Annotated in this window: 19 protein-coding genes and 1 pseudogene; 11 read left to right on the top strand and 9 right to left on the bottom strand. The window is 35.8% G+C overall.

Going from position 1 to position 20,305, the window contains the following annotated elements:
- Positions 1-1,075: 1,075 nt before the first annotated feature.
- From AZF04_RS02555 to AZF04_RS21495, 5 genes and pseudogenes are all read right to left on the bottom strand, one after another.
- Positions 1,076-1,375, bottom strand: a complete 300-nt coding sequence (locus AZF04_RS02555; protein WP_061947404.1) for a zinc ribbon domain-containing protein — start codon at positions 1,373-1,375, stop codon at positions 1,076-1,078.
- Between the two features lie 224 nt (positions 1,376-1,599).
- On the bottom strand, positions 1,600-3,267 hold the full coding sequence (rnjA, locus tag AZF04_RS02550) for a ribonuclease J1 (protein ID WP_045480034.1): 1,668 nt from the start codon (positions 3,265-3,267) through the stop codon (positions 1,600-1,602).
- Positions 3,267-3,476, bottom strand: coding sequence for a DNA-dependent RNA polymerase subunit epsilon (locus AZF04_RS02545; protein WP_045480036.1), 210 nt, complete (start codon positions 3,474-3,476; stop codon positions 3,267-3,269). Before AZF04_RS02545 ends, rnjA begins: the two co-directional genes overlap by 1 nt.
- A 380-nt stretch (positions 3,477-3,856) precedes the next feature.
- Positions 3,857-4,399, bottom strand: coding sequence for a peptide deformylase (gene def / locus AZF04_RS02540; protein ID WP_045480047.1), 543 nt, complete (start codon positions 4,397-4,399; stop codon positions 3,857-3,859).
- 118 nt (positions 4,400-4,517) lie between these two features.
- Positions 4,518-4,622, bottom strand: a pseudogene (locus AZF04_RS21495) (YjcZ family sporulation protein); the annotation flags it as partial.
- 358 nt (positions 4,623-4,980) lie between these two features.
- Between AZF04_RS21495 and AZF04_RS02530 the strand changes: the two are divergent.
- From AZF04_RS02530 to lpdA, 5 genes are all read left to right on the top strand, one after another.
- Complete coding sequence (locus AZF04_RS02530; protein ID WP_082795244.1) at positions 4,981-5,649, top strand: YkyA family protein; 669 nt, start codon at positions 4,981-4,983, stop codon at positions 5,647-5,649.
- Between the two features lie 1,216 nt (positions 5,650-6,865).
- The gene (gene pdhA, locus AZF04_RS02525) at positions 6,866-7,951 is read left to right on the top strand and encodes a pyruvate dehydrogenase (acetyl-transferring) E1 component subunit alpha (protein WP_061947402.1); all 1,086 of its coding nucleotides are present in this window, start codon (positions 6,866-6,868) and stop codon (positions 7,949-7,951) included.
- 3 nt (positions 7,952-7,954) lie between these two features.
- Positions 7,955-8,932, top strand: a complete 978-nt coding sequence (locus tag AZF04_RS02520) for an alpha-ketoacid dehydrogenase subunit beta (protein WP_061947401.1) — start codon at positions 7,955-7,957, stop codon at positions 8,930-8,932.
- Between the two features lie 83 nt (positions 8,933-9,015).
- Entirely contained in the window at positions 9,016-10,290 is a 1,275-nt protein-coding gene (locus AZF04_RS02515; protein WP_045480058.1) for a dihydrolipoamide acetyltransferase family protein, read from the top strand.
- A gap of 3 nt (positions 10,291-10,293) precedes the next feature.
- Complete coding sequence (gene lpdA / locus AZF04_RS02510; RefSeq protein WP_045480060.1) at positions 10,294-11,703, top strand: dihydrolipoyl dehydrogenase; 1,410 nt, start codon at positions 10,294-10,296, stop codon at positions 11,701-11,703.
- 131 nt (positions 11,704-11,834) lie between these two features.
- On the opposite strand, the gene AZF04_RS02505 is transcribed toward lpdA, so the two are convergent.
- Positions 11,835-12,251: a thioredoxin domain-containing protein gene (locus tag AZF04_RS02505; protein WP_045480063.1), complete on the bottom strand. Its 417-nt coding sequence runs from the start codon at positions 12,249-12,251 to the stop codon at positions 11,835-11,837.
- Positions 12,252-12,391: 140 nt separating this feature from the next.
- Positions 12,392-13,456: an FUSC family protein gene (locus tag AZF04_RS02500; RefSeq protein ID WP_045480066.1), complete on the bottom strand. Its 1,065-nt coding sequence runs from the start codon at positions 13,454-13,456 to the stop codon at positions 12,392-12,394.
- 130 nt (positions 13,457-13,586) lie between these two features.
- Between AZF04_RS02500 and AZF04_RS02495 the strand changes: the two genes are divergently transcribed.
- Both AZF04_RS02495 and AZF04_RS21740 read left to right on the top strand, forming a co-directional pair.
- Positions 13,587-14,432: a polysaccharide deacetylase family protein gene (locus AZF04_RS02495; protein WP_064504015.1), complete on the top strand. Its 846-nt coding sequence runs from the start codon at positions 13,587-13,589 to the stop codon at positions 14,430-14,432.
- Between the two features lie 93 nt (positions 14,433-14,525).
- Positions 14,526-14,708, top strand: a complete 183-nt coding sequence (locus AZF04_RS21740; RefSeq protein WP_045480069.1) for a GapA-binding peptide SR1P — start codon at positions 14,526-14,528, stop codon at positions 14,706-14,708.
- A 314-nt stretch (positions 14,709-15,022) separates the two neighbouring features.
- Here AZF04_RS21740 and AZF04_RS02485 read toward each other — a convergent pair whose 3' ends face one another.
- The gene (locus AZF04_RS02485; protein WP_061947400.1) at positions 15,023-16,504 is read right to left on the bottom strand and encodes an aminotransferase class I/II-fold pyridoxal phosphate-dependent enzyme; all 1,482 of its coding nucleotides are present in this window, start codon (positions 16,502-16,504) and stop codon (positions 15,023-15,025) included.
- A 200-nt stretch (positions 16,505-16,704) separates the two neighbouring features.
- On the opposite strand from AZF04_RS02485, the gene AZF04_RS02480 reads away from it, so the two are divergent.
- Positions 16,705-16,977 (top strand): UPF0223 family protein, encoded by a 273-nt coding sequence (locus AZF04_RS02480; protein ID WP_174522649.1) that lies wholly within the window; start codon positions 16,705-16,707, stop codon positions 16,975-16,977.
- A gap of 324 nt (positions 16,978-17,301) precedes the next feature.
- Here the strand turns inward: AZF04_RS02480 and AZF04_RS02475 are convergent, their stop codons facing one another.
- Positions 17,302-17,943 carry a YktB family protein gene (locus tag AZF04_RS02475; protein WP_061947399.1) on the bottom strand — a complete coding sequence of 214 codons (642 nt, stop codon included), beginning with the start codon at positions 17,941-17,943 and terminating at the stop codon, positions 17,302-17,304.
- Between the two features lie 228 nt (positions 17,944-18,171).
- Between AZF04_RS02475 and AZF04_RS02470 the strand changes: the two genes are divergently transcribed.
- The 3 genes from AZF04_RS02470 (at position 18,172) to AZF04_RS02460 (ending at position 20,249) form a co-directional block, all read left to right on the top strand.
- Positions 18,172-18,363: a hypothetical protein gene (locus AZF04_RS02470; RefSeq protein ID WP_045480079.1), complete on the top strand. Its 192-nt coding sequence runs from the start codon at positions 18,172-18,174 to the stop codon at positions 18,361-18,363.
- Positions 18,364-18,555: 192 nt separating this feature from the next.
- Entirely contained in the window at positions 18,556-19,359 is an 804-nt protein-coding gene (locus tag AZF04_RS02465) for an inositol monophosphatase family protein (protein WP_045480080.1), read from the top strand.
- Positions 19,360-19,361: 2 nt separating this feature from the next.
- Positions 19,362-20,249, top strand: a complete 888-nt coding sequence (locus tag AZF04_RS02460; protein WP_235599901.1) for an NAD(P)-dependent oxidoreductase — start codon at positions 19,362-19,364, stop codon at positions 20,247-20,249.
- Positions 20,250-20,305 lie beyond the last annotated feature (56 nt).

The following is a 20,305-nucleotide window of genomic DNA, read 5'->3' as shown; positions in this document are numbered from 1 at the left end:
ACCGTTTCAATCAAGAAGTTAATTAACAAACATTCAATACATCTTTATAATGAATTCGAGCGGTTAGGTTTTTGATTTTCACTAAAGGTAGATGCTTTCCCAAGGGCTGGTCTTCAGCTAACTCTGACTACGCAGAGCTTCGTCAGAGTGGATCTTCAGACTGCGCTRMTCCTTTGGGAGTCAACTACCTACCGTTTCAATCTAGAAGTTAATTAACAAACATTCAATACATCTTTATAATGAATTCGAGCGGTTAGGTTTTTGATTTTCACTATAGGTAGATGCTTTCCCAAGGGCTTGTCTTCAGCTAACTCTGACTACGCAGAGCTTCGTCAGAGTGGATCTTCAGACTGTCCCAAGGGCTTGTCTTCAGCTAACTCTGACTACGCAGAGCTTCGTCAGAGTGGATCTTCAGACTGCGCTGCTCCTTTGGGAGTCACTACCTATCGTTTCGATCAAGAAGTTAATTCGCAAACGTTTAAATTTTATAAGAAACGTTCGGTTTTATTCGTTTATAGAGCAATGATGAAATTCACTCAATTACATAACAAAAGACCGCGATTTGAAAAAAGTTAAAGATATTAAATTCCAAAACACATAATGCTATGGTCACGATTACTAACTGAGAAACAATGTGCATCTTCATATGTACCTAGTTGCTCTTATCCTTTCACATCAATAGAACATAGGGGTTCGATGAATGTTACCCATGGAGACGAATAGTTGCTAACAAATCAATTGAATTTTGAAATAAAAATAATGGAGAATTGAATATGATTAATAATTTTAAAGATTGGACTTGTCGAATGTCCAAACCAACCCTATTCAAACCCTAAAAATATTTATAACACTTTCCTCAACACTAAGGAAGACGAAAGTGTCAAGAAATTGTTTCAAAAAATTAAAGAAAACAATGTTAGAGATAGCACAACGCTAATTTCATGGAAAGTCAATATTCTCAAGGAATGTACATTACCGAGTAATCATTAGTCAATGTGCTTAATATGGAAGCTTTAGAAAAAGAGGTGCGATTTGCACCCCTTATACTTGTATCTTCCCTGTTTATTTATTACTTTTAGTTTCCTCTAAATCCACATTTAGGACATGAAGAAAGGCTGTCACTGTATTCATAGTTACAGTTTTTGCACTGTAATGAAACTTCAGTTTGTTGATTAACTGATGAAAAAACTTGGTGAAGAAGCGTCAGAGATTTCTCTTGATTTTGAATGATTTTCATAAGAGCAAGCGTGATACTAGCAAAAGCTAAACTTCCTAATGTCGTAATTAGCCATCCAAAGAAACTGTTCATAAAGAAGCCACTAATGACTCCGATAATTAAAATGGCTATTGATAAAATTAATAAAAGATTAGTCAAGGTATCACATCTCCTTCATTTCGAATGAACTAAATTTTTGCATAAGTAAACCCTTACAATAATAAATGCTAATGATGAAATTTTTCTTCAAATAGGACACAACATTGCACTTAAGGAAGACTTCTGATAAATTTAATAGTTTATTAGAATAGACTTCTGTATTATAAAACAGCCTATCAACGGTCCGTAGAGACATTGTCGAAAGGCTGTTTTTAAATTCCTTCTTAAACTTCCATTATGATTGGAAGGATCATTGGCTTACGTTTTGTCTTTTCATAGAGGAAGGGACCAAGTAAATCTGTCATTTCATTTTTAATTTCAGACCATTGTGAGGTTTTCTTTTCCATTACACTATCTAAGTGTGCGGCAAGAAGCTTTTGTGCTTCATGAATTAAGTCGCTAGATTCTCTCATATAAACAAAGCCTCTTGAGATAATATCTGGCCCAGCTGTTACTTTGAATTCTTTCATATCTAGGCTAACAACCACCACCACTAGGCCTTCTTCAGATAAGATACGTCGATCTCGTAATACGATGTTACCAATATCACCTATACCGTTACCATCAACATATACAGAACCAGAAGGGATTTTCCCGACTACTCCAGCTTCTTCTGGGTGAAGAGCAAGTACATCGCCATTATCCATAATAAAGCAATTTTCTTTTTCTACACCACAATCAGTTGCTAATTTAATGTGCATTTTTAACATGCGATATTCACCATGTATAGGAAGAAAATATTGTGGCTTCATGAGACGAAGCATTAATTTCTGTTCTTCTTGTCCACCATGACCAGATGTATGAATATCATTTAACGGACCGTGAATAACATTAGCACCTGCACGATACAACTGATTGATCGTTTTTCCGACACTCACAGTGTTCCCAGGTATAGGAGAAGAAGAAAAAACGACTGTATCTCCCGGTATAATTTGAATTTGACGGTGTGTACCGTGGGCAATTCTTGACAGTGCAGCCATTGGCTCTCCTTGGCTTCCTGTACATAGTATCGTTATTTGATTATCTGGTAACTTATTTAATTGTGATGGCTCAATAAAGGTTTGTTTAGGTGCTTTAATGTAACCTAATTCCTGTCCAATCGCAATGGCAGATTCCATGCTACGACCAAAAACAGCCACTTTTCGATTATGTGTAACTGCTGATTCAATTACTTGTTGAAGACGATGAATGTTAGAAGCGAAGGTTGCGAAGATAATTCTTCCATCGACTTTACGGAAAATATTATCAATGCTTTCTCCAACTTTTCGTTCGGACATCGTAAATTCTGGAATTTCACTATTAGTGGAATCTGATAATAAACAGAGAACACCTTCTTCACCGATTTTCGCCATTTTCGTTAAATTAGCTGGTTCGCCAACCGGTGTAAAGTCAAATTTGAAATCTCCAGTATGAACTACGTTACCTGGAGGAGTTTTAATGACAATTCCATATGCATCCGGAATACTATGTGTCGTTCTAAAGAATGAGACGGAAGTTTTTGTGAATTTCACAATTTGATCTTCCTGTATTTCAATCAATTTAGAACGTCGTAATAAACCGTGCTCTTCTAACTTACCTCTCAATAGGCCTAGTGCTAATTTACCACCATAAATCGGTATATTTACTTCACGTAATAAATAGGGAATGCCACCAATATGATCTTCGTGACCATGTGTAATAAATAAACCTTTGATTTTATCAATATTTTTACTTAGGTATGTAAAATCAGGTATAACGTAATCTATACCAAGAAGCTCGTCCTCTGGAAACATAATTCCGGCATCTATTACAATAATCTCATCTTGAAATTGTACAGCATACATATTTTTCCCGATTTCACCTAGACCTCCGAGAGCAAATACTGCTGTTTGATTATTTTTAACTTGTTTCATTAAATACTCTCCACCTTGAAATCTTCTTTACCTTGCTCATATTCTAAATGAGCTCCAGAGATTTCTGTAATAAATTCAATATTGTATTGACGGTCTGCTATCTTCTTACGAACTTCAGCCTCATTACTTGCTTCAACATATATGGAGTCTGTTAGTTCACGAACAGGCACTTGGTTCGGCTTTTTTTGAAAAAACACCTTAAATAACATAATTTTTCCTCTCCTTATTTCGATAGTTATTTCTTTATTATAAAACAATCCTATCTCTTTTTCATGTTTTTCTTACGCTTATCCAATAAAACATAGATAGTTCTTTAAAACTGAGCTCTTACTAACTTCAACACGTCAAGATTTAAACTTCTAATAAACGTTTTTTTGGTAAGAGATTTTTGCATCCATTGACAAGTCTTCGTCTAATTCTCTTCAACATTCCAATCCACTCCTTCTTTCATTCCCATTTAAGATTCTTTTCATACTTCTAAATTTAGTATGTGTAAGAAAAGGTTAAAAAGTGGAGGTAATCATTGGAAACCCATTGAATCAAGAAAAAACAACCATCATCAGGATGGCTGCAATAGATTAATGAACCATTAAAGCTTTTTCTCTATTTTCAGTTTATCTTGAAATTCTTCAATACGGTCGTAAAACATAATACCGTCTAAGTGATCTAGCTCATGCTGAACGACAATCGCTATATAGCCTCTTAGTTTTAATGTAACAGTTTCACCCTCAAGAGTGGTCGCAGTAAGAGTGATTCTGGAATGTCTTGGAACAATGCCAGGAACTTCACGGTCAACAGAGAGACAACCCTCTCCACCTTCAAGATGATTTTCCTCGACCGAATGGCTAATTATTTTAGGGTTAACTAGTCCCATACTGTATAGTTGTTCTTTTTCATCCGTTGCATGAATCGCAAACATTCGTTTGGAAATGCCAATTTGTGGTGCGGCTATTCCTACTCCAGCTCTTAATTGATACTTTTCTGCAAGCTCAGGGTCCTGACTATTTTTTAGGAACTGTAACATTTCTTCAAGAGTTTGCTGATCTTCCTTACTAAGTGGTAAGGAAACCTTTTCTGCTATTTTACGTAATACGGGATCTCCTTCACGAACAATATCTTTCATCGTAATCATATGTATCGCTCCTTTTCGTACATCCTTATTCTAGATGCTTTTGGACAAACAGTCAAAACTAAATCTCATTTTTTCATACGAAAAGAGAGTGGTTTTAAATAAAACCACCCTCATGTGATTAACAGTCTTTGTAATCTCCTTTATTAAAACACGCTGCACCAACGATGATTAATAAAATGAATAGTACAACTATTAAGGCGAAACCTCTATTTCCACATCCGCCGCCACCGTATCCAGCAACTGGAGCACCATAACCGTAACCACAAGGATCATAACAACAATCTGAACCGTATCCGTACATAGTAAATTCCTCCTTTTAGGTACATCACACTAAGTGCGACTCACTATTTACATTATGCATTTGCACAGTTGAAGATTGGATGAATGCCCATTTTTTTGATGAATTTTTAAAAAAAACTTACTTTTTCTCTTTTATAAAATGATGGACAAGCGCATATATTTTAAATATTCACATATGTTTTTAGGGAAGTTGTTGGTTAAGAGTTGATAAATAAAGCTTTTTGTTTTAGTGTTTTTAATAAGGGTACTTGTGAATGTAAAGGAAATAGGGGGAGATTAGTGTGAGATGGAGCAAGAGTCAATATTTTTTGGCTATTAGCGCTTTAATGATTCTACTTGTAGGTTGTAGTCAAAATACAGCCGAAGATGTATTTAATCATTTAGAAAAAGCAGTGGAACTAGAACAACCGTTTGAAGAGCAGCAAGCCGTTTTGGTTGAGGCTGAAGAGAAGGAACATCAAATTTATGAGGAAGCCATAGCTTTAGGATTAGATGAATTTGAGCAAATTATCGTTCTTTCAGATGAAGCCCTTTCTTCTATTGATCAAAGAGAGGAAGCTGTAAGTTTAGAAAAAGAAAGCATCGAATCAAGTTATGAAGAATTTAAACAAGTTGAGTTGCTACAAGAGGAGTTTGACGATGAGGAGCTTCTATCGTTATTTAAAGGCTTTTCGAATGAAATGGAATCTCGATACGAAAGTTACCAGCAATTGTTTGAAAATTATACGCATTCGATTCAATTAGACCGGGAGTTATTTCAATTACTGAAGGAAGAAGATTTAGAATTAATTGATTTACAGACGAAGATTGATGAAGTAAATGACTCTTACCAAAAGGTCAATGAACTAAAAGAGCAATTCAATGATTTTACGACTCAATATAATCAAAGCAAACAAGCCTTTTATGAGGCGGCTAATTTAGATGTTACATATGTTGACTCTAATGATTAAGAGATTTAACAAATTAAAAAATAAGCAAGATATTTTGATAAAGTAAATAGGGTGATTAAATAAGATAGGGACAAACCTATGATTAAGTGCGTGCCCAATAGATAGATGAGGGGCTCTCTCTATTTGCTTATCAAAGACAGCGACACCAGAACCAGAAGGGTAGAGCCAGACTATTAAACATAATTTGGACGTGGATTTTTATCATCCGCTAGGATACGTTTTTCGGAGAATCTTTAATTGTAACAGGGACCTTCCTTCTATTGAGTAGAAGGAAGGTCCTGTTCGTTATTTAAAATGCTTTTTTCCCTTATTTTTGAATAAGCACTTTTTAGGGTGAATAGAGCAATCTCTTTTACCCCTTTTAGTGCTTTTACATTAACTGAGGTCGAATAGAAGTGTTTCTTTTGCCTGTTATTCTGGTTCAACGAATTTTACAGGTGAATAGGCGGCTTCCTTATGCCCTTATTTTTGAATAAGCACTTTTTAAAGGTGAATAGAGCAATCTCTTTTGACCGTTTTAGGGCTTTTACATCAAATGAGGTCGAATAGAAGTATTTCTTTTGCCTGTTGTTCTGATTCAGCGAAGGTTACAGGTGAAAAGATTTCTCTCTTTTACTTCTGTCCCTTCCATCTTTCCTTTTCAGTCAAATAGAGCAATCTCTTTTAACCAGAAGAATCACGTGTGCCAGACTTTGGGTACAAGTTTTTCTGGTGAATAGTCATGACCATAGTGGTCTTTCAACTTCTTATATAAATTGTATTCAAATTTTGCTTTTCCATAATCTTAATAATGTTTGTTTTAAGAGTATATAGGTTATAGGTATAATGGGAATTAATGAATTGTAAACGTTTGTATGATAAACTGTATTACTTTTAGGTGTTCTAATATATAACACAGAGAGGGGCGTTTTTGGGTATTGAATAAGTAAAAAACAATAGATATATTGAGATAAGATAAAAGGATTGACGTAAAACAATCAATTGATGTAGACTAATGTCGATAGGATAAATTGTATTACTTTTTCTGTAGGTAGACTAATACAGTTTAGTTTTCATGTAATCAAAGTGAAAAGAAAGTCAATATTAATGAATGAGCGTTCAATAGGGCACTATAAAAAATGGATTTTTTATAGGTGTTAACATGAAACATTCATTAAAGCTAATAAAGCAGAAAAAAGGTAAGACTTTTTCCGAATAGAAAGGATAGGTGAAGGTAGTGAGTACAAAAACCTTAGAGCAAGTCGAAGAAAAATTTGAGACATTTCAAATTCTAAATGAAGAAGGCGAAATTGTGAATGAATCTGCCATGCCAGATTTAAGTGATGAAGAACTACAAGAACTTATGACAAGAATGGTTTATACGAGAATTTGGGACCAACGTGCTATTTCTCTTAATCGCCAAGGTCGTTTAGGTTTTTATGCACCAGTAGCTGGACAAGAAGCTTCTATGCTTGGTTCACAATTTGCTTTAGATAAAGAAGATTGGATTTTACCAGGTTATCGTGATATCCCTCAAATTGTTTATCATGGATTGCCATTACATCAAGCGTTTCTATGGTCACGCGGTCATATTGGTGGAGGTAAGTTCCCAGAAGGACTTAACGTTGCTGTACCACAAATTATCATTGGTGCCCAAATTGTACAAACAGCTGGTGTTGCGTTAGGTTTAAAACGAAAAGGAAATAAAAACATTGCAATTACTTATACAGGTGATGGTGGTTCTTCTCAAGGTGACTTCTATGAAGGAATGAACTTTGCGGGAGCATATAATGTACCTGCTGTTTTTATTGTGCAGAATAACCGCTTTGCGATCTCTGTACCAGTTGAAAAACAAACGGCAGCAAAAACAATTGCTCAAAAAGCTACAGCTGCTGGAATTGAAGGAATTCAAGTAGACGGTATGGATGTATTAGCAGTTTATGCTGTAACTAAAGAAGCTCGTGATCGTGCTCTTAATGGTGATGGCCCTACATTAATTGAGACATTAACATACCGTTATGGTCCTCATACAATGGCTGGTGATGATCCAACTCGTTACCGTACATCTGATTTAGATGATGAGTGGACGAAAAAAGATCCATTAGTTCGTTTCCGTAAGTTTTTAGAAGCGAAAAAATTATGGACAGAAGAAAAAGAAAATGAAATCGTAGAAAAAGCAAAAGAAGATATTAAAGCGGCGATTAAAGAAGCTGACTCTGCTCCGAAGCAAAAAGTAACAGATTTAATCGGGGTTATGTTTGACGAACTCCCAGCTAATCTTCGCGAGCAAATGGAAGAATTTACAGCAAAGGAGTCGAAATAAAAAATGGCGCAAATGACGATGATTCAAGCCATTACGGATGCAATGCGTAATGAGCTTAAAACAAATGAAGATGTTCTAGTATTTGGAGAAGATGTCGGTCAAAATGGTGGAGTATTCCGTGCAACTGAAGGATTACAAAAAGAGTTTGGAGAAGACCGTGTTTTCGATACACCTCTTGCAGAATCTGGAATTGGTGGTTTAGCGATCGGATTAGGACTTACAGGATTTCGTCCAGTTATGGAAATTCAATTCTTTGGATTTTTATTTGAGGTAATGGATTCTGTTGCGGGTCAAATGAGTCGTTGGCGTTATCGTTCAGGTGGAACTCAAACAACTCCTATTACGGTTCGTGCTCCATTCGGTGGTGGAGTTAAAACACCTGAAATGCATGCAGATAGCTTAGAAGGATTAATGGCACAAACTCCAGGGTTAAAAGTAGTTATACCTTCTACACCATATGATGCAAAAGGTTTATTAATTTCTTCTATCCGTGACAATGATCCGGTTGTTTTCTTAGAGCATATGAAATTATACCGTTCTTTCCGTGCAGAGGTTCCTGAAGAGGAATACACAATTGAGTTAGGTAAGGCTGATATTAAACGTGAAGGTAATGATGTAACGATTGTCACTTACGGTGCGATGGTACATGCCTCATTAAAAGCAGCTGAAGAGCTAGAAAAAGACGGTATTGATGTTGAGGTAATCGATTTAATGACAGTGAGCCCACTTGATGTTGATACAATAGTTGCTTCTGTTGAAAAAACAAATCGTGCAATTGTTGTTCAAGAAGCGCAAAAACAAGCTGGAATTGCAGCAAATGTTGTAGCTGAAATAACAGAGAGAGCAATTTTAAGTCTTGAAGCTCCAGTTCTTCGTGTAACAGCACCTGATACTATTTATCCTTTTGCATCAATGGAAGATTCTTGGTTGCCTGATCATAAGGATATCGTTGCAACAGTTAATAAAGTAGTCAATTTCTAATAGAGCATTTTTTTGAAGAGGAAAGACGAATTGTTGGCTTTCCTCTTCGCCAAACTAGATGTAAAATAAGGGAGGCACTTAAAGTGGCATATGAGTTTAAATTGCCTGACATCGGAGAAGGTATCCATGAAGGTGAAATCGTAAAATGGTTTGTAAAAGCTGGAGACGAAGTGAAAGAAGACGATATTCTTCTTGAGGTTCAAAATGATAAAGCGGTTGTTGAAATTCCATCTCCTGTAGAGGGTAAAGTTCTTGAATTAAAGGTTGATGAAGGAACGGTTAGTATAGTAGGAGATGTACTTTTAACGATAGATGCTGGTGATGCAAATCCAGCTGAGGAAGAACAACAAGAAGAAACAAAAGAAGAGCCAAAGCAAGAAGAGAAGAAAGAAGAACAAGAAACTTCTTCTTCAAGCAAGACAGAAGAAGAAACAGATGGAACACGCGTTATTGCGATGCCTTCTGTTCGCAAATATGCACGTGAAAAAGACGTGAATATTAAAAAGGTTTCTGGTTCTGGTAAAAATGGTCGTGTCTTAAAAGAAGATATTGATCAATATCTAAGTGGTGACTCTTCATCAACAGAAAAAGAAGAGGCTTCTACTGATAACCAAAATGCTACTACTAAATCTGAACCAACTTCAATCCCAGTTGGAGAGCTAGAAGAACGCGTACCTTTAAAAGGAGTGCGTAAAGCTATTGCAAAAGCAATGGTTAACTCTAAGCACACAGCTCCACATGTAACTCACATGGATGAAGTAGAAGTTTCAGCATTAGTTGCGCATAGAAAGCAATATAAAGAGGATGCAGCTGCACAAGGTACAAAACTAACATATTTACCGTATGTAGTTAAAGCCTTAACCTCGGCATTACGCAAGTACCCAGTTTTAAATGCTTCAATTGATGATGCAAATGAAGAGATCGTTTATAAAAAGTACTTTAACATTGGTATTGCTGCTGATACTGAGCATGGTTTATTTGTTCCAGTTATTAAAGATGCTGATCGAAAATCCATTTATGCACTTGCAGATGAAATTAATGAATTAGCAGCAAAAGCACGTGATGCTAAGCTAAGTAGTTCAGAAATGAAGGGTGGAAGTGCGACCATTTCTAACGTAGGTTCAGCTCGTGGTCTATGGTTCACTCCTGTTATTAATCATCCAGAGGTAGCGATTTTAGGTATCGGTCGTATTGAAGAAAAACCGGTTGTGAAAGATGGAGAAATTGTTGCAGCGCCAGTTCTTGCACTTTCAATCAGCTATGACCATCGTTTAATTGATGGAGTAACAGCACAGAATGCCTTGAATCATGTGAAGCGATTATTAAACGATCCACAATTATTATTAATGGAGGGGTAAGAAATGGTTGTTGGTGATTTCGCAAAAGATGTAGACACACTTATTATTGGATCTGGTCCAGGAGGCTACGTAGCAGCAATTCGCGCAGCTCAACTAGGTCAATCCGTAACAGTTGTAGAAAAAGGTTCAGTTGGAGGGGTATGCTTAAATGTAGGTTGTATTCCTTCTAAAGCCCTAATTAACGCTGGTCATAAATATCATGACGCTACTCACTCTGAGGATATTGGAATTGTTGCTGAAAAAGTTTCAGTGAACTTTGACAAAGTTCAAGAGTGGAAAGGTACTGTTGTTGACAAGTTAACAGGTGGAGTTAAAGGATTATTAAAAGGAAATAAAGTAGAGCTTATCCAAGGAGAAGCTTACTTTGCATCTGAAAACTCTGTAAAAGTAATGGATGAAAAAAGCTCTCAAACTTACAATTTTAAAAATTGTATTATCGCGACAGGTTCTAGACCTATCGAGCTTCCTTCTTTCAAATATACGGAAAGAGTCATTAATTCCACGGGCGCTTTAGCTTTAAAAGAAGTACCTAAAAAGCTTGTAGTCATCGGTGGAGGCTATATTGGAATTGAGTTAACAGGAGCTTATTCTAATCTTGGTTCAGAAGTAGTTGTTCTTGAAGGCGGAAAGCAAATCTTACCTGGCTTCGAAAAGCAAATGGCTAAGCTTGTTGAAAAACGTCTTAAAAACAATGGTGTATCTTTCAAAACAGAAGCTTTAGCTCAAGGTGTGGAAGAAACGGAAAATGGCGTTAAAGTAACGGCTGAAATCAAAGGAAAAACAGAAACGTTTGAAGCTGACTATGTATTAGTAACAGTTGGACGTAAGCCTAACACAGATGAACTTGGTTTAGAGCAAATCGGTGTTGAACTTACTGAGCGCGGACTTATTAAGATAGATGATCAATGTCGTACGAATGTAAGCAACATTTATGCTATCGGTGATGTAGTAGAAGGACCAGCTTTGGCTCATAAAGCATCATATGAAGGTAAAATTGCTGCTGAAGCAATTGCTGGTGAAAAATCAGTTATTGATTATTTAGCGATTCCTGCTGTAGTTTTCTCTGATCCTGAATTAGCAACAGTTGGTTATAATGAGAAAGATGCTAAAGAAGCAGGTTATGATATCGTAGCTGCTAAATTCCCATTTGCTGCAAATGGACGAGCGCTTTCTTTAAATGATACAGATGGATTTATGAAGCTTATCACACGTAAAGAAGATGGGCTTGTATTAGGAGCACAAATTGCTGGACCTAATGCATCTGATATGATTTCGGAAGTAGGCCTTGCAATTGAAGCTGGTATGACAGCGGAAGATATTGCCCTAACCATTCATGCTCATCCATCATTAGGTGAAATTACGATGGAAACAGCTGAAGTAGCATTAGGAACGCCTATCCATATTGTTAAATAAGTCATTTTCATTTATGAAAATACGACACCTCGGAGCATTCTTATATGCTACCGAGGTGTTTTTCGTTGTGTTGATCAACCAAAAAAAGCCATCACCATTTTAATCTAGTGATCGCTTTTTTAAATGAAATATTATTGAGAAATGAGAAGTTTAATATCAGATTTTGCTCTTTGCTGGATGACTTCTTTTAAGGAGTGGAGAATTTTATCCTTTGAAAGTGGTCCTTCTAGTCGCAGCTGCTCATAATCTCCTTCTAAAACAATCATCGTAGGAAATGTATCCACATTGAAATAACGGATATACTTTCTATCCTCTTTATCGATTATAATAAAGGGCTCTACTGTGTCTGGATTATCGCCTTGCAACTCTAGAAAAGCTTCATAATAATTATCTTCTTTTTTTATTTGTTTTGAATCGGAAAAAAGCACCGTAATTTGTTCATCAGTAGCATTTAAGAATGAAATGTCATTTGATAAAGCCGTGTCATTACATCCTGAGAAAAAGAGGACTCCTGAAAAGACACATATGATAAAAGCTACTTTTTTCATCTATGTCACATCCCTAAAAAGTCAATATCAATTCTTATAGACCATCTTAGCATTATGTATAAACAATTTTGCTTCAGTAATCAAAATGTAATCAAATTTGTACATATAGTAATATCTCGTTCAAAAAAACGAAACAAGTATTAGTTTTTTGTTACATAACGAAAGGCAAACACATAATCAGGGTAATTTTTCTCTTGAGTGGAAAAAAAGCGTTCATCTTTTGTTATTTGAGCAAGCTCTTCTAAAGATGAATGGATTGAATCTAGTTCATACATTATCTTATCAATAGTCAGGCTTGAATTAGGCTGCGAATGTTTCAGCATTTTTTTTATATCTACAAGTAAGCTCATGTGTTCAGTATTCATTTGATGGAGCGGATCGATCATAATGCTTTTATAAGATTGAATGACTTGTTTAATAAAGCTTCGTTGCTCTTGTGAAATAGTATGATTAAGCCTCAGATGAGCAATTTTACCTAAATGTAAAGACAAATGGTGAATATGTTCTAGCTTTTTTTGTAAATAATCAAATGATCGACGTTCGTAGCTAGAGGAAGCACGAAATCTCCATTCATCTCTTTGATATTGTAAAAGGTCAAATGCTTTTAATATTTGATTACTATTATTTTTTACGAGTAATAGTCTTTTTTGTTTACGATCCATTTGTTCTTCTTTCATAATATCTAATAGTAGAAATTCAAACGTTGCTGACATCTCATTACTTATTGTGTTTATTTTCTGAACAAGAATAGGACCAAATTTTGGAGGGAGAAAGAAAAAGTTAACAATAGTGGAGACGGTTATTCCAATAAAAGATCCTGATAGACGAAATAAGATGTCAAGGTAGCTCGGGTCAATCATTCCTGGAATCATGGCTGTTGCTGAAAGAGTGGCTACTAATGTACTTCTATCGAGTTTAAAAAGCGTACAAGCTGTAATCGTAAAAATAGCTACAAGTGCATAAGTAAGTGCGGTTTCTCCTAATAAAAGATCGCAGCTAATGGCAAAAAAAGAACCGATTGCAGTAGCGGGTAATCGTACGATGCTTTTTTTTACTGAAGCATATACAGTAGGTTCTATTGTTACAATGGAGCTAATAATGGCAAATGAGGCAGACACATTAAAGGTGATACATAAGATGGTTGAAATGAATACGGCAACACCTGTTTTAACAACTCTTCTTCCGATTGTCCAAGGGTATTTCATAATAACTCCTTTAAGTATGGCAAATTCTAATGTAGTATGAGAACCATGACAACATTTTATACATAGAACGATAGTATTATTGAATCTACAAAGAAAGAGTAGAAAAAATCTTGAGAAGGGAAGTAGCATAATGAATAAAATGACTAAACTCTTATTGTTTACAGTCTGTTTACTATTAACGGCTTGTTCATACTCACAATCAATGGAATCAGATTCTGAGAGCGAGTCTGAAGAGGTTAAGGAGACAAGTGAAGTGGAAATGGAAAACAATGATATTGCTCCCGAGGCATTTGACTCTGAAAAAATCGAAGAAACAGAGCAAGAAGGTGAAGAAACGACTGAAGAAGAAGAGAAGGAGCGCATTTATCAAATTAATTCAAATAATTGGCAAGTAGAGCATATCGAGGAGGGGGAAGAAAATCTAGTATTACTCACGATCGATGATGCACCAGAACATTTCTCAATTGAGATGGCTGAAGCGATAAATCAGTTAGATGTTCATGCCATTTTTTTTGTGAATGGTCATTTTTTACAAGATGAAGCTGGAAAAGAAAAATTAAAATTATTGGATGAAATGGGCTTTGAAATAGGCAATCATACGATAAATCATCCTAACTTAACTTCGATTAGTGAAGAAGAACAGTATGAGGAGATTGTTGGGTTAAGTGATCTAATTGAAGAAATCATTGATAAGCGTCCGCGCTTTTTTAGAGCTCCATTTGGTGCGAATACAGACTATGCTAAAGAGCTTGTAAAGGAGGAAGGGATGACCTTAATGAATTGGACTTTCGGTGCTGATTGGGAAAAAGAATATATGGAAAAAGAAGCATTAACCGATATCATGGTCGAATCTGTTCATCCTGGAGCAAATTTATTATTTCATGACCGAGAGTGGACAAATGAAGCGTTGGTCGATATCATAGAGGGTATTCAGGAAAAAGGCTATAAGTTTGTCGACCCCCAAAAATTAAAATAAGCCTTATCTATTCTAACAACTTCTTTTTTCTTCAACGAAGCATATTTTATAAAGTGTAACGCTTTCAAAATATGGTTGAAGGGACTGGTTAACATGATTGGTACGGTTATTTGTCAACATTGCGAAAAGACACTTATGCATGTGGAGGGTGAAAAAGTAGCAAGAATTTATATGATGCCAAAGCATTGCCACAATTGCCATATTAACGAAAACCATCATCCATTTTCAATACAAGTAAAACTTGAAGAAGAAAAGGGACAGAAACAAAACGCATAAATGTGAATGTAATAGCTGTCAGTATACCGGTTTTGTGTTTTTAAGACTACTTATTGTCGAGTGGGGTGACACCAAAGTTATTTTTTAAAGTATCAGTTGACATGGTGCCTCATCATTCGTTTGGTTACGTATTTTATAGCGGGTTGTTAAGAACCTTCCTTCTAATTACAAAGAAGGAAGGTTCTGTTTGTAGTTAGTTATGATAAATGGCCTCTGTCTCAGCTTCTAGGTACTTAAGATGGAATCTAAAGTCTTGGAGCTTAAAAAAAACAGGTAAGTTCATCCGTAGACAACCCTACCCACTGATATCAGTTTTATTTAATGGCTTGATGCTCTTTAATAACACGTAAAGTAGAAAATGTATGATCTTCTGGTCCTTGTACAGGTAAATCATTTTCTATATTTTCTCTGATGTACGTTAGGTTTTCCTCTGTAATAATTTCACCTGGGATTAGAATAGGAATACCAGGTGGGTAAACCATAATAAATTCAGCAATTATTCTACCAGCTGATTCAAAGAAAGGAATAACCTCTGTTTCGGCATAAAAAGCGTCTCTTGGTGTTAATGCTAATGTTGGAATATCTGGAACATAGACTTTCATTTCACTATGAGAATGAACTCGATTATTCGCTTTGCATTCTAGTGATAATTGAGTTAAAGCATCAATTAGTAGCCTTGTATTATGTGGGACATCCCCAATGGTGATGATGCATAAAATGTTATAGAGATCAGATAATTCCACCTCGATCGCATATCGCTCACGTAGCCAGCTTTCAGCTTCAGAACCGGTAATTCCTAAATCTTTAACTGATATAATTAATTTCGTTGGATCAAAATCATAAGTAGCCTTTGTACCTAAAATTTCTTCCCCTACACATAAAATGCCTTCTATCTTATTTAATTGAATTCGCGTATCTTCCGCAAGTTCAATCGTTCTTGACAAAAGTTCTCTTCCTTCTGTGGCTAATCTTCTTCTTGCTACATCTAGTGATGATAATAGTATATAAGAGGTAGAAGTCGTCATTAGCATACTGATAATCGCTTGTACTCTCTTAACTGAAACTAGACCTTCCTTCATATTAAGAACGGAGCTTTGAGTTAGAGCTCCTCCTAATTTATGAACGCTCGTTGCGGCCATATCGGCTCCAGCCTGCATAGCTGAGAGTGGCAATTGGTCATGAAAATGAATATGAACGCCATGAGCTTCATCTACTAGTACTGGGATTTCATAAGCATGGGCCATCTCTACTATTTTCTCTAGGTTTCCAGATATGCCAAAATAGGTTGGATTAATGACTAATATTCCTTTAGCATCTGGATGAGCATCTAATGCTTTTTCAACAGAATCTGTCGTAATCCCGTGCGAAATGCCTAAATGAGGGTCTATTTCGGGATGAATAAACACAGGATTAGCACCAGAAAAGATAATAGCCGACATAATTGATTTGTGAACATTACGTGGAACAATAATTTTATCACCAGGTGAACAAACGCTCATAATCATCGTCATAATCGCACCGCTTGTACCTTGTACCGAAAAGAATGTATAATCAGCACCGAATGCTTGGGCGGCTAATTCTTGAGCTTCTTTAATAATGCCATTAGGATGGTGAAGATCATCTAAAGGAGCAATGTTGATTAAATCCATCTGAAGAGCTCGTTCTCCAATATATTGTCTGAATTCCGGATCCATACCTTCTCCTTGTTTATGACCAGGAATATGGAACGGAATGGGATGCTTCTCTGCATGCTGTTTGACTCCATTAAATAATGGAGTTTCATATTGTGAAGGCAATGGCGCCACCTCTTCTTAATAAAATTAACGTTTTTCGTAAAACAAATAAGAGTATACCAAATCACTATAAGTTTTCCTAGTAAAAAAATAATTATTTTCAGTACAATGTATTCTTTTTTTATTAATATTGAATGTTTAGTTACAATTATTGCATAATATGATACGTACATACTATGTAGTTGAAGAACGGAAAGGAGGTGCTGAAGATGGAAATGCCTATTTCTTTCGATTGGTCTAAAGAAGAGGTTGTTGATGTTTTAGCACTTTATCAAGCAATAGAAGCGGTTTATAGTAAAGGGATAGACCGAGAAGAGCTTCTACTTAAATACCGTCGCTTTAAAGAAATTGTTCCTTCTAAAAGCGAAGAGAAGCAGTTGTTTAAAAAATTTGATCAACAAGCTAACGTCTCTTCTTATAAAGCCATTCAAAGTGCTATTAAAAGTGAACAACCTATCATTAAATTGTCAAATTAAGTAAATGATGTTGTGGCAATAAGCATGATTAACTGCGTACATGATAGTGTACGGCTGCTCGCTCCCCCAAGACATGCGCGACCGGTGGGGTGCTGCCGAATGAACTTTTATAAAAAGTGGATTTAGGCATGGCCACTTTATTCCACTGGAATCTCTGTGCCTTGTGTCCGCTAGCTTTCATAGAGAATCTACACATTCAACAGGACCGTCCTTCTTATTCAAAAGAAGGACGGTCCTGTTTGTTAATTTAAGAATACATCTAATAAACAGTATTTCAAATTACGACACATGAACTAATTAAAAATGATTTTCTGTACCTGCCTCTTATGAAGTAACGGCAGATTTTTTAGCTACGTTATATAAAGGAGTTAAAATCTTAAATGTTTGTTCGATTTTATCAACAAGAGCTGGTCCATTTTGAAGAATGTGTTCATCCCTATTAATGTGAATCCCACATAGTAGCTCCGCTTTTTTTACTTCCTTTAATTTTGTAAACATGTCGATTAAATCCTGCTTCTTTAAATCACTATGCTTGAGAGCATCTGGCTTCATATGGTCAGTCGACCAAACAAAATCTTTAGGAATCTCTTTTAGCCATTTATTAGGGTGTTTCAATAATAGCTCAGCAAATGAGGCTTTGATTGGACATTCATATATAACAGCAAACCATACAAAAACATGCGATTCAAATAGTCCTATTTGAAAATGAGGAAGCATTTTATAGCCTCTTTTATTATTAGCAAAAGCTACCCATGTATCATTCGGTGGATTAACCGTTCTGCGTGCATGCCTCGCGATATGAGTATACATTTCATCTCCTGACAAGCTTGAGAGTGTAGGCTCAATGGTTGTCGCTAATGCTTCAAATTTTGGTTGAATATAATCTTTAATAGCACTCATTCTATTGTCCAAGCCTTCTAATTGAAAGACGTTAAAGTCATTTTGGTTAAAGCCTTTAAAATCCATATACTTAACACTCCTATTTTAAAATACTTTGTTCTTATTTTAACATAAATAATGGACTCTTTAATGAAATTAGCTTATGTCAATATCGCTTTTTTACTTCGAGAGATTTTATAACAAAATAAATGAATCTTAATGAACATTTTATTATTATTCACAATACAATATAGTAACCATTCCTGTTTCGTTAATAATGAACCTTGACTAGATTATTGAAAGAGGTGGATGTATATGAAGCAAACCATTAATCAAAAAAGGCCAAAGTATCAAGAACGATTGAATGTAATTAAGCTAGAAATAGATTATGAACTAATGAGTTTATATGATGCACTAAGAACGAAGGATGAGACATCTAAAGAGGATTCCATTAGAAGATTGCAGCAGTTAAGGAATGATTTAAGTAAAATGTCTTATTTAAAGTAGTAAGAATTCTTTTTACACCATTGAAAATGAAAGATATAAAAAGCTCCATTCACTTAAGCCACTTTGAATCTCAGAGTGGTTTTCTTGTGGCGAAGGTAAAATCAGGGTTTTAATTGCTCTGCGTATCTTTATTGAAGTAAATATGTCATAATTAAAAAAATGTAAGTTTTCAAAAAAAGAGGTGGCCTTTGTATGTCAACATGGATGGAGATTGAGGAAATTGCAAAACAATGGACGATTGAAGCAGGAGAACGTATCAAAGAAGCCTTAAAGAATCCAATTAAAGTCGAATCAAAATCTAATGTGAATGATTTAGTAACGGAAGTTGATAAAGCAACTGAACAGTTTTTTTATCAAAATATAAAAAAAACCTTTCCTGATCATGGATTTTTAGGAGAAGAGGGAGTATCAGAGGATGGGGATATTAATACGTTAGAAGGAACTGTTTGGATTATTGATCCTATCGACGGTACGATGAATTTTGTGCATCAAAAATACAATTTTGCTATATCGGTCGCCGTTTATCATAATGGAGTTGGACAAATTGGTCTCGTTTATGATGTGATGAGTGATGAGTTATTTTCAGCTAGAAAGGATCATGGAGCTTATTTAAATGGTGTAGAGCTTGCTCCAGTTCGCGAAAGGGCTTTGGCTGAATCGATTATAGCTGTAAATAGTAAGTGGCTAGTGGAGAATAAGCATCCTTATCAAAATCCATTAAGTGCGTTAGTTAGAGATGTAAGAAGCATCCGTTCCTATGGAGCGGCAGCGATTGAAATTGCTTATGTTGCAGCTGACCGTTTAGATGGCTATATAAGTGTCAAGCTTTCTCCCTGGGATTACGCGGCTGGTTTAGTTTTATTACATGAAGTAGGGTGTAAGGCTTCCAGCTTTACAGGAGACCCGTTAACTCTGTTAGATGCTGAATCTGTGATTGTAGGAAAGCCACAGCTTCATAAAGAAATGGTGTCCACATATTTAGGTGAGGAGGTTTAATTTTGAAAAAAATTGGCTATATCGGTGTTGGAACGATGGGATTACCAATGGTTAAGCATTTAATCGATTCTGGCTATGAAACCTATGTTTTAGAAGGTCGTGGTAAGGCCCAAGAAGCTATTGAATACGGGGCTAAAGTTGCAAAAAGTCCTAAAAATATGGCTTTGCAAGTAGATTGTCTAATGACTTGCCTTCCTTTACCTGAAAACGTAAGAGAAGTTTATGTGGGTGATGAAGGGATTTTAGAAGGGCTACATAGAGGTTTAATTGTATTGGACCATTCCACAGTAGATCAGGAAACCAATACGTATGTATCTAATTTAATCACTGAAAAAGGTGGAGAATTTTTAGATGCTCCTGTTAGTGGGGGGCCAATGGGAGCCGAAGCTGGAACATTAACGATTATGTGTGGCGGTACAGAAGAAGCATTTGAAAAGGTTAAACCTATTCTATCTTCATATGGAGAATATATTGCACATGTTGGCAAAGTTGGTAGCGGTACAGTGGTAAAATTATTAAACAATATGCTGATTGGGGTTCATCAGGCAGCGCTTGCTGAATGCTATGTGATGGCAGAAAAATGTGGTGTTTCAACGGAAATTGCCTATGATATCATTAAAAGAAGTTCAGGATTTTCTAAAAGTATGGACTGGTCAGTTGAAGCTATCTTGAACAGAAACTTCAACCCAAGATTCTCGGTAGAGTTATTACATAAGGATATACAGTTAGCGCTTTCCTTAGGGCGAGAAATTGATATGCCTTTGGATTTAGTAGAGCTTGGTGCAAAAAAAGTAGCAGAAGCGAAAGAAAAATATGCTAAAGAAGATATATGTGCAATCATTAAACCATTGGAAAATAAAACAAATATAACGGTAAAACGTAACCTTTAATATTCATGTGATAAAAAAAAGTGGCATTCAGCCACTTTTTAGATACGATATGGATA

Source organism: Alkalihalobacillus trypoxylicola, assembly GCF_001590785.1.
GTDB lineage: Bacteria > Bacillota > Bacilli > Bacillales > Bacillaceae_D > Alkalihalobacillus > Alkalihalobacillus trypoxylicola.
The sequence above is the reverse complement of the archived record's forward strand: the minus strand, read 5'-3'. Positions and strand labels throughout refer to the sequence as shown.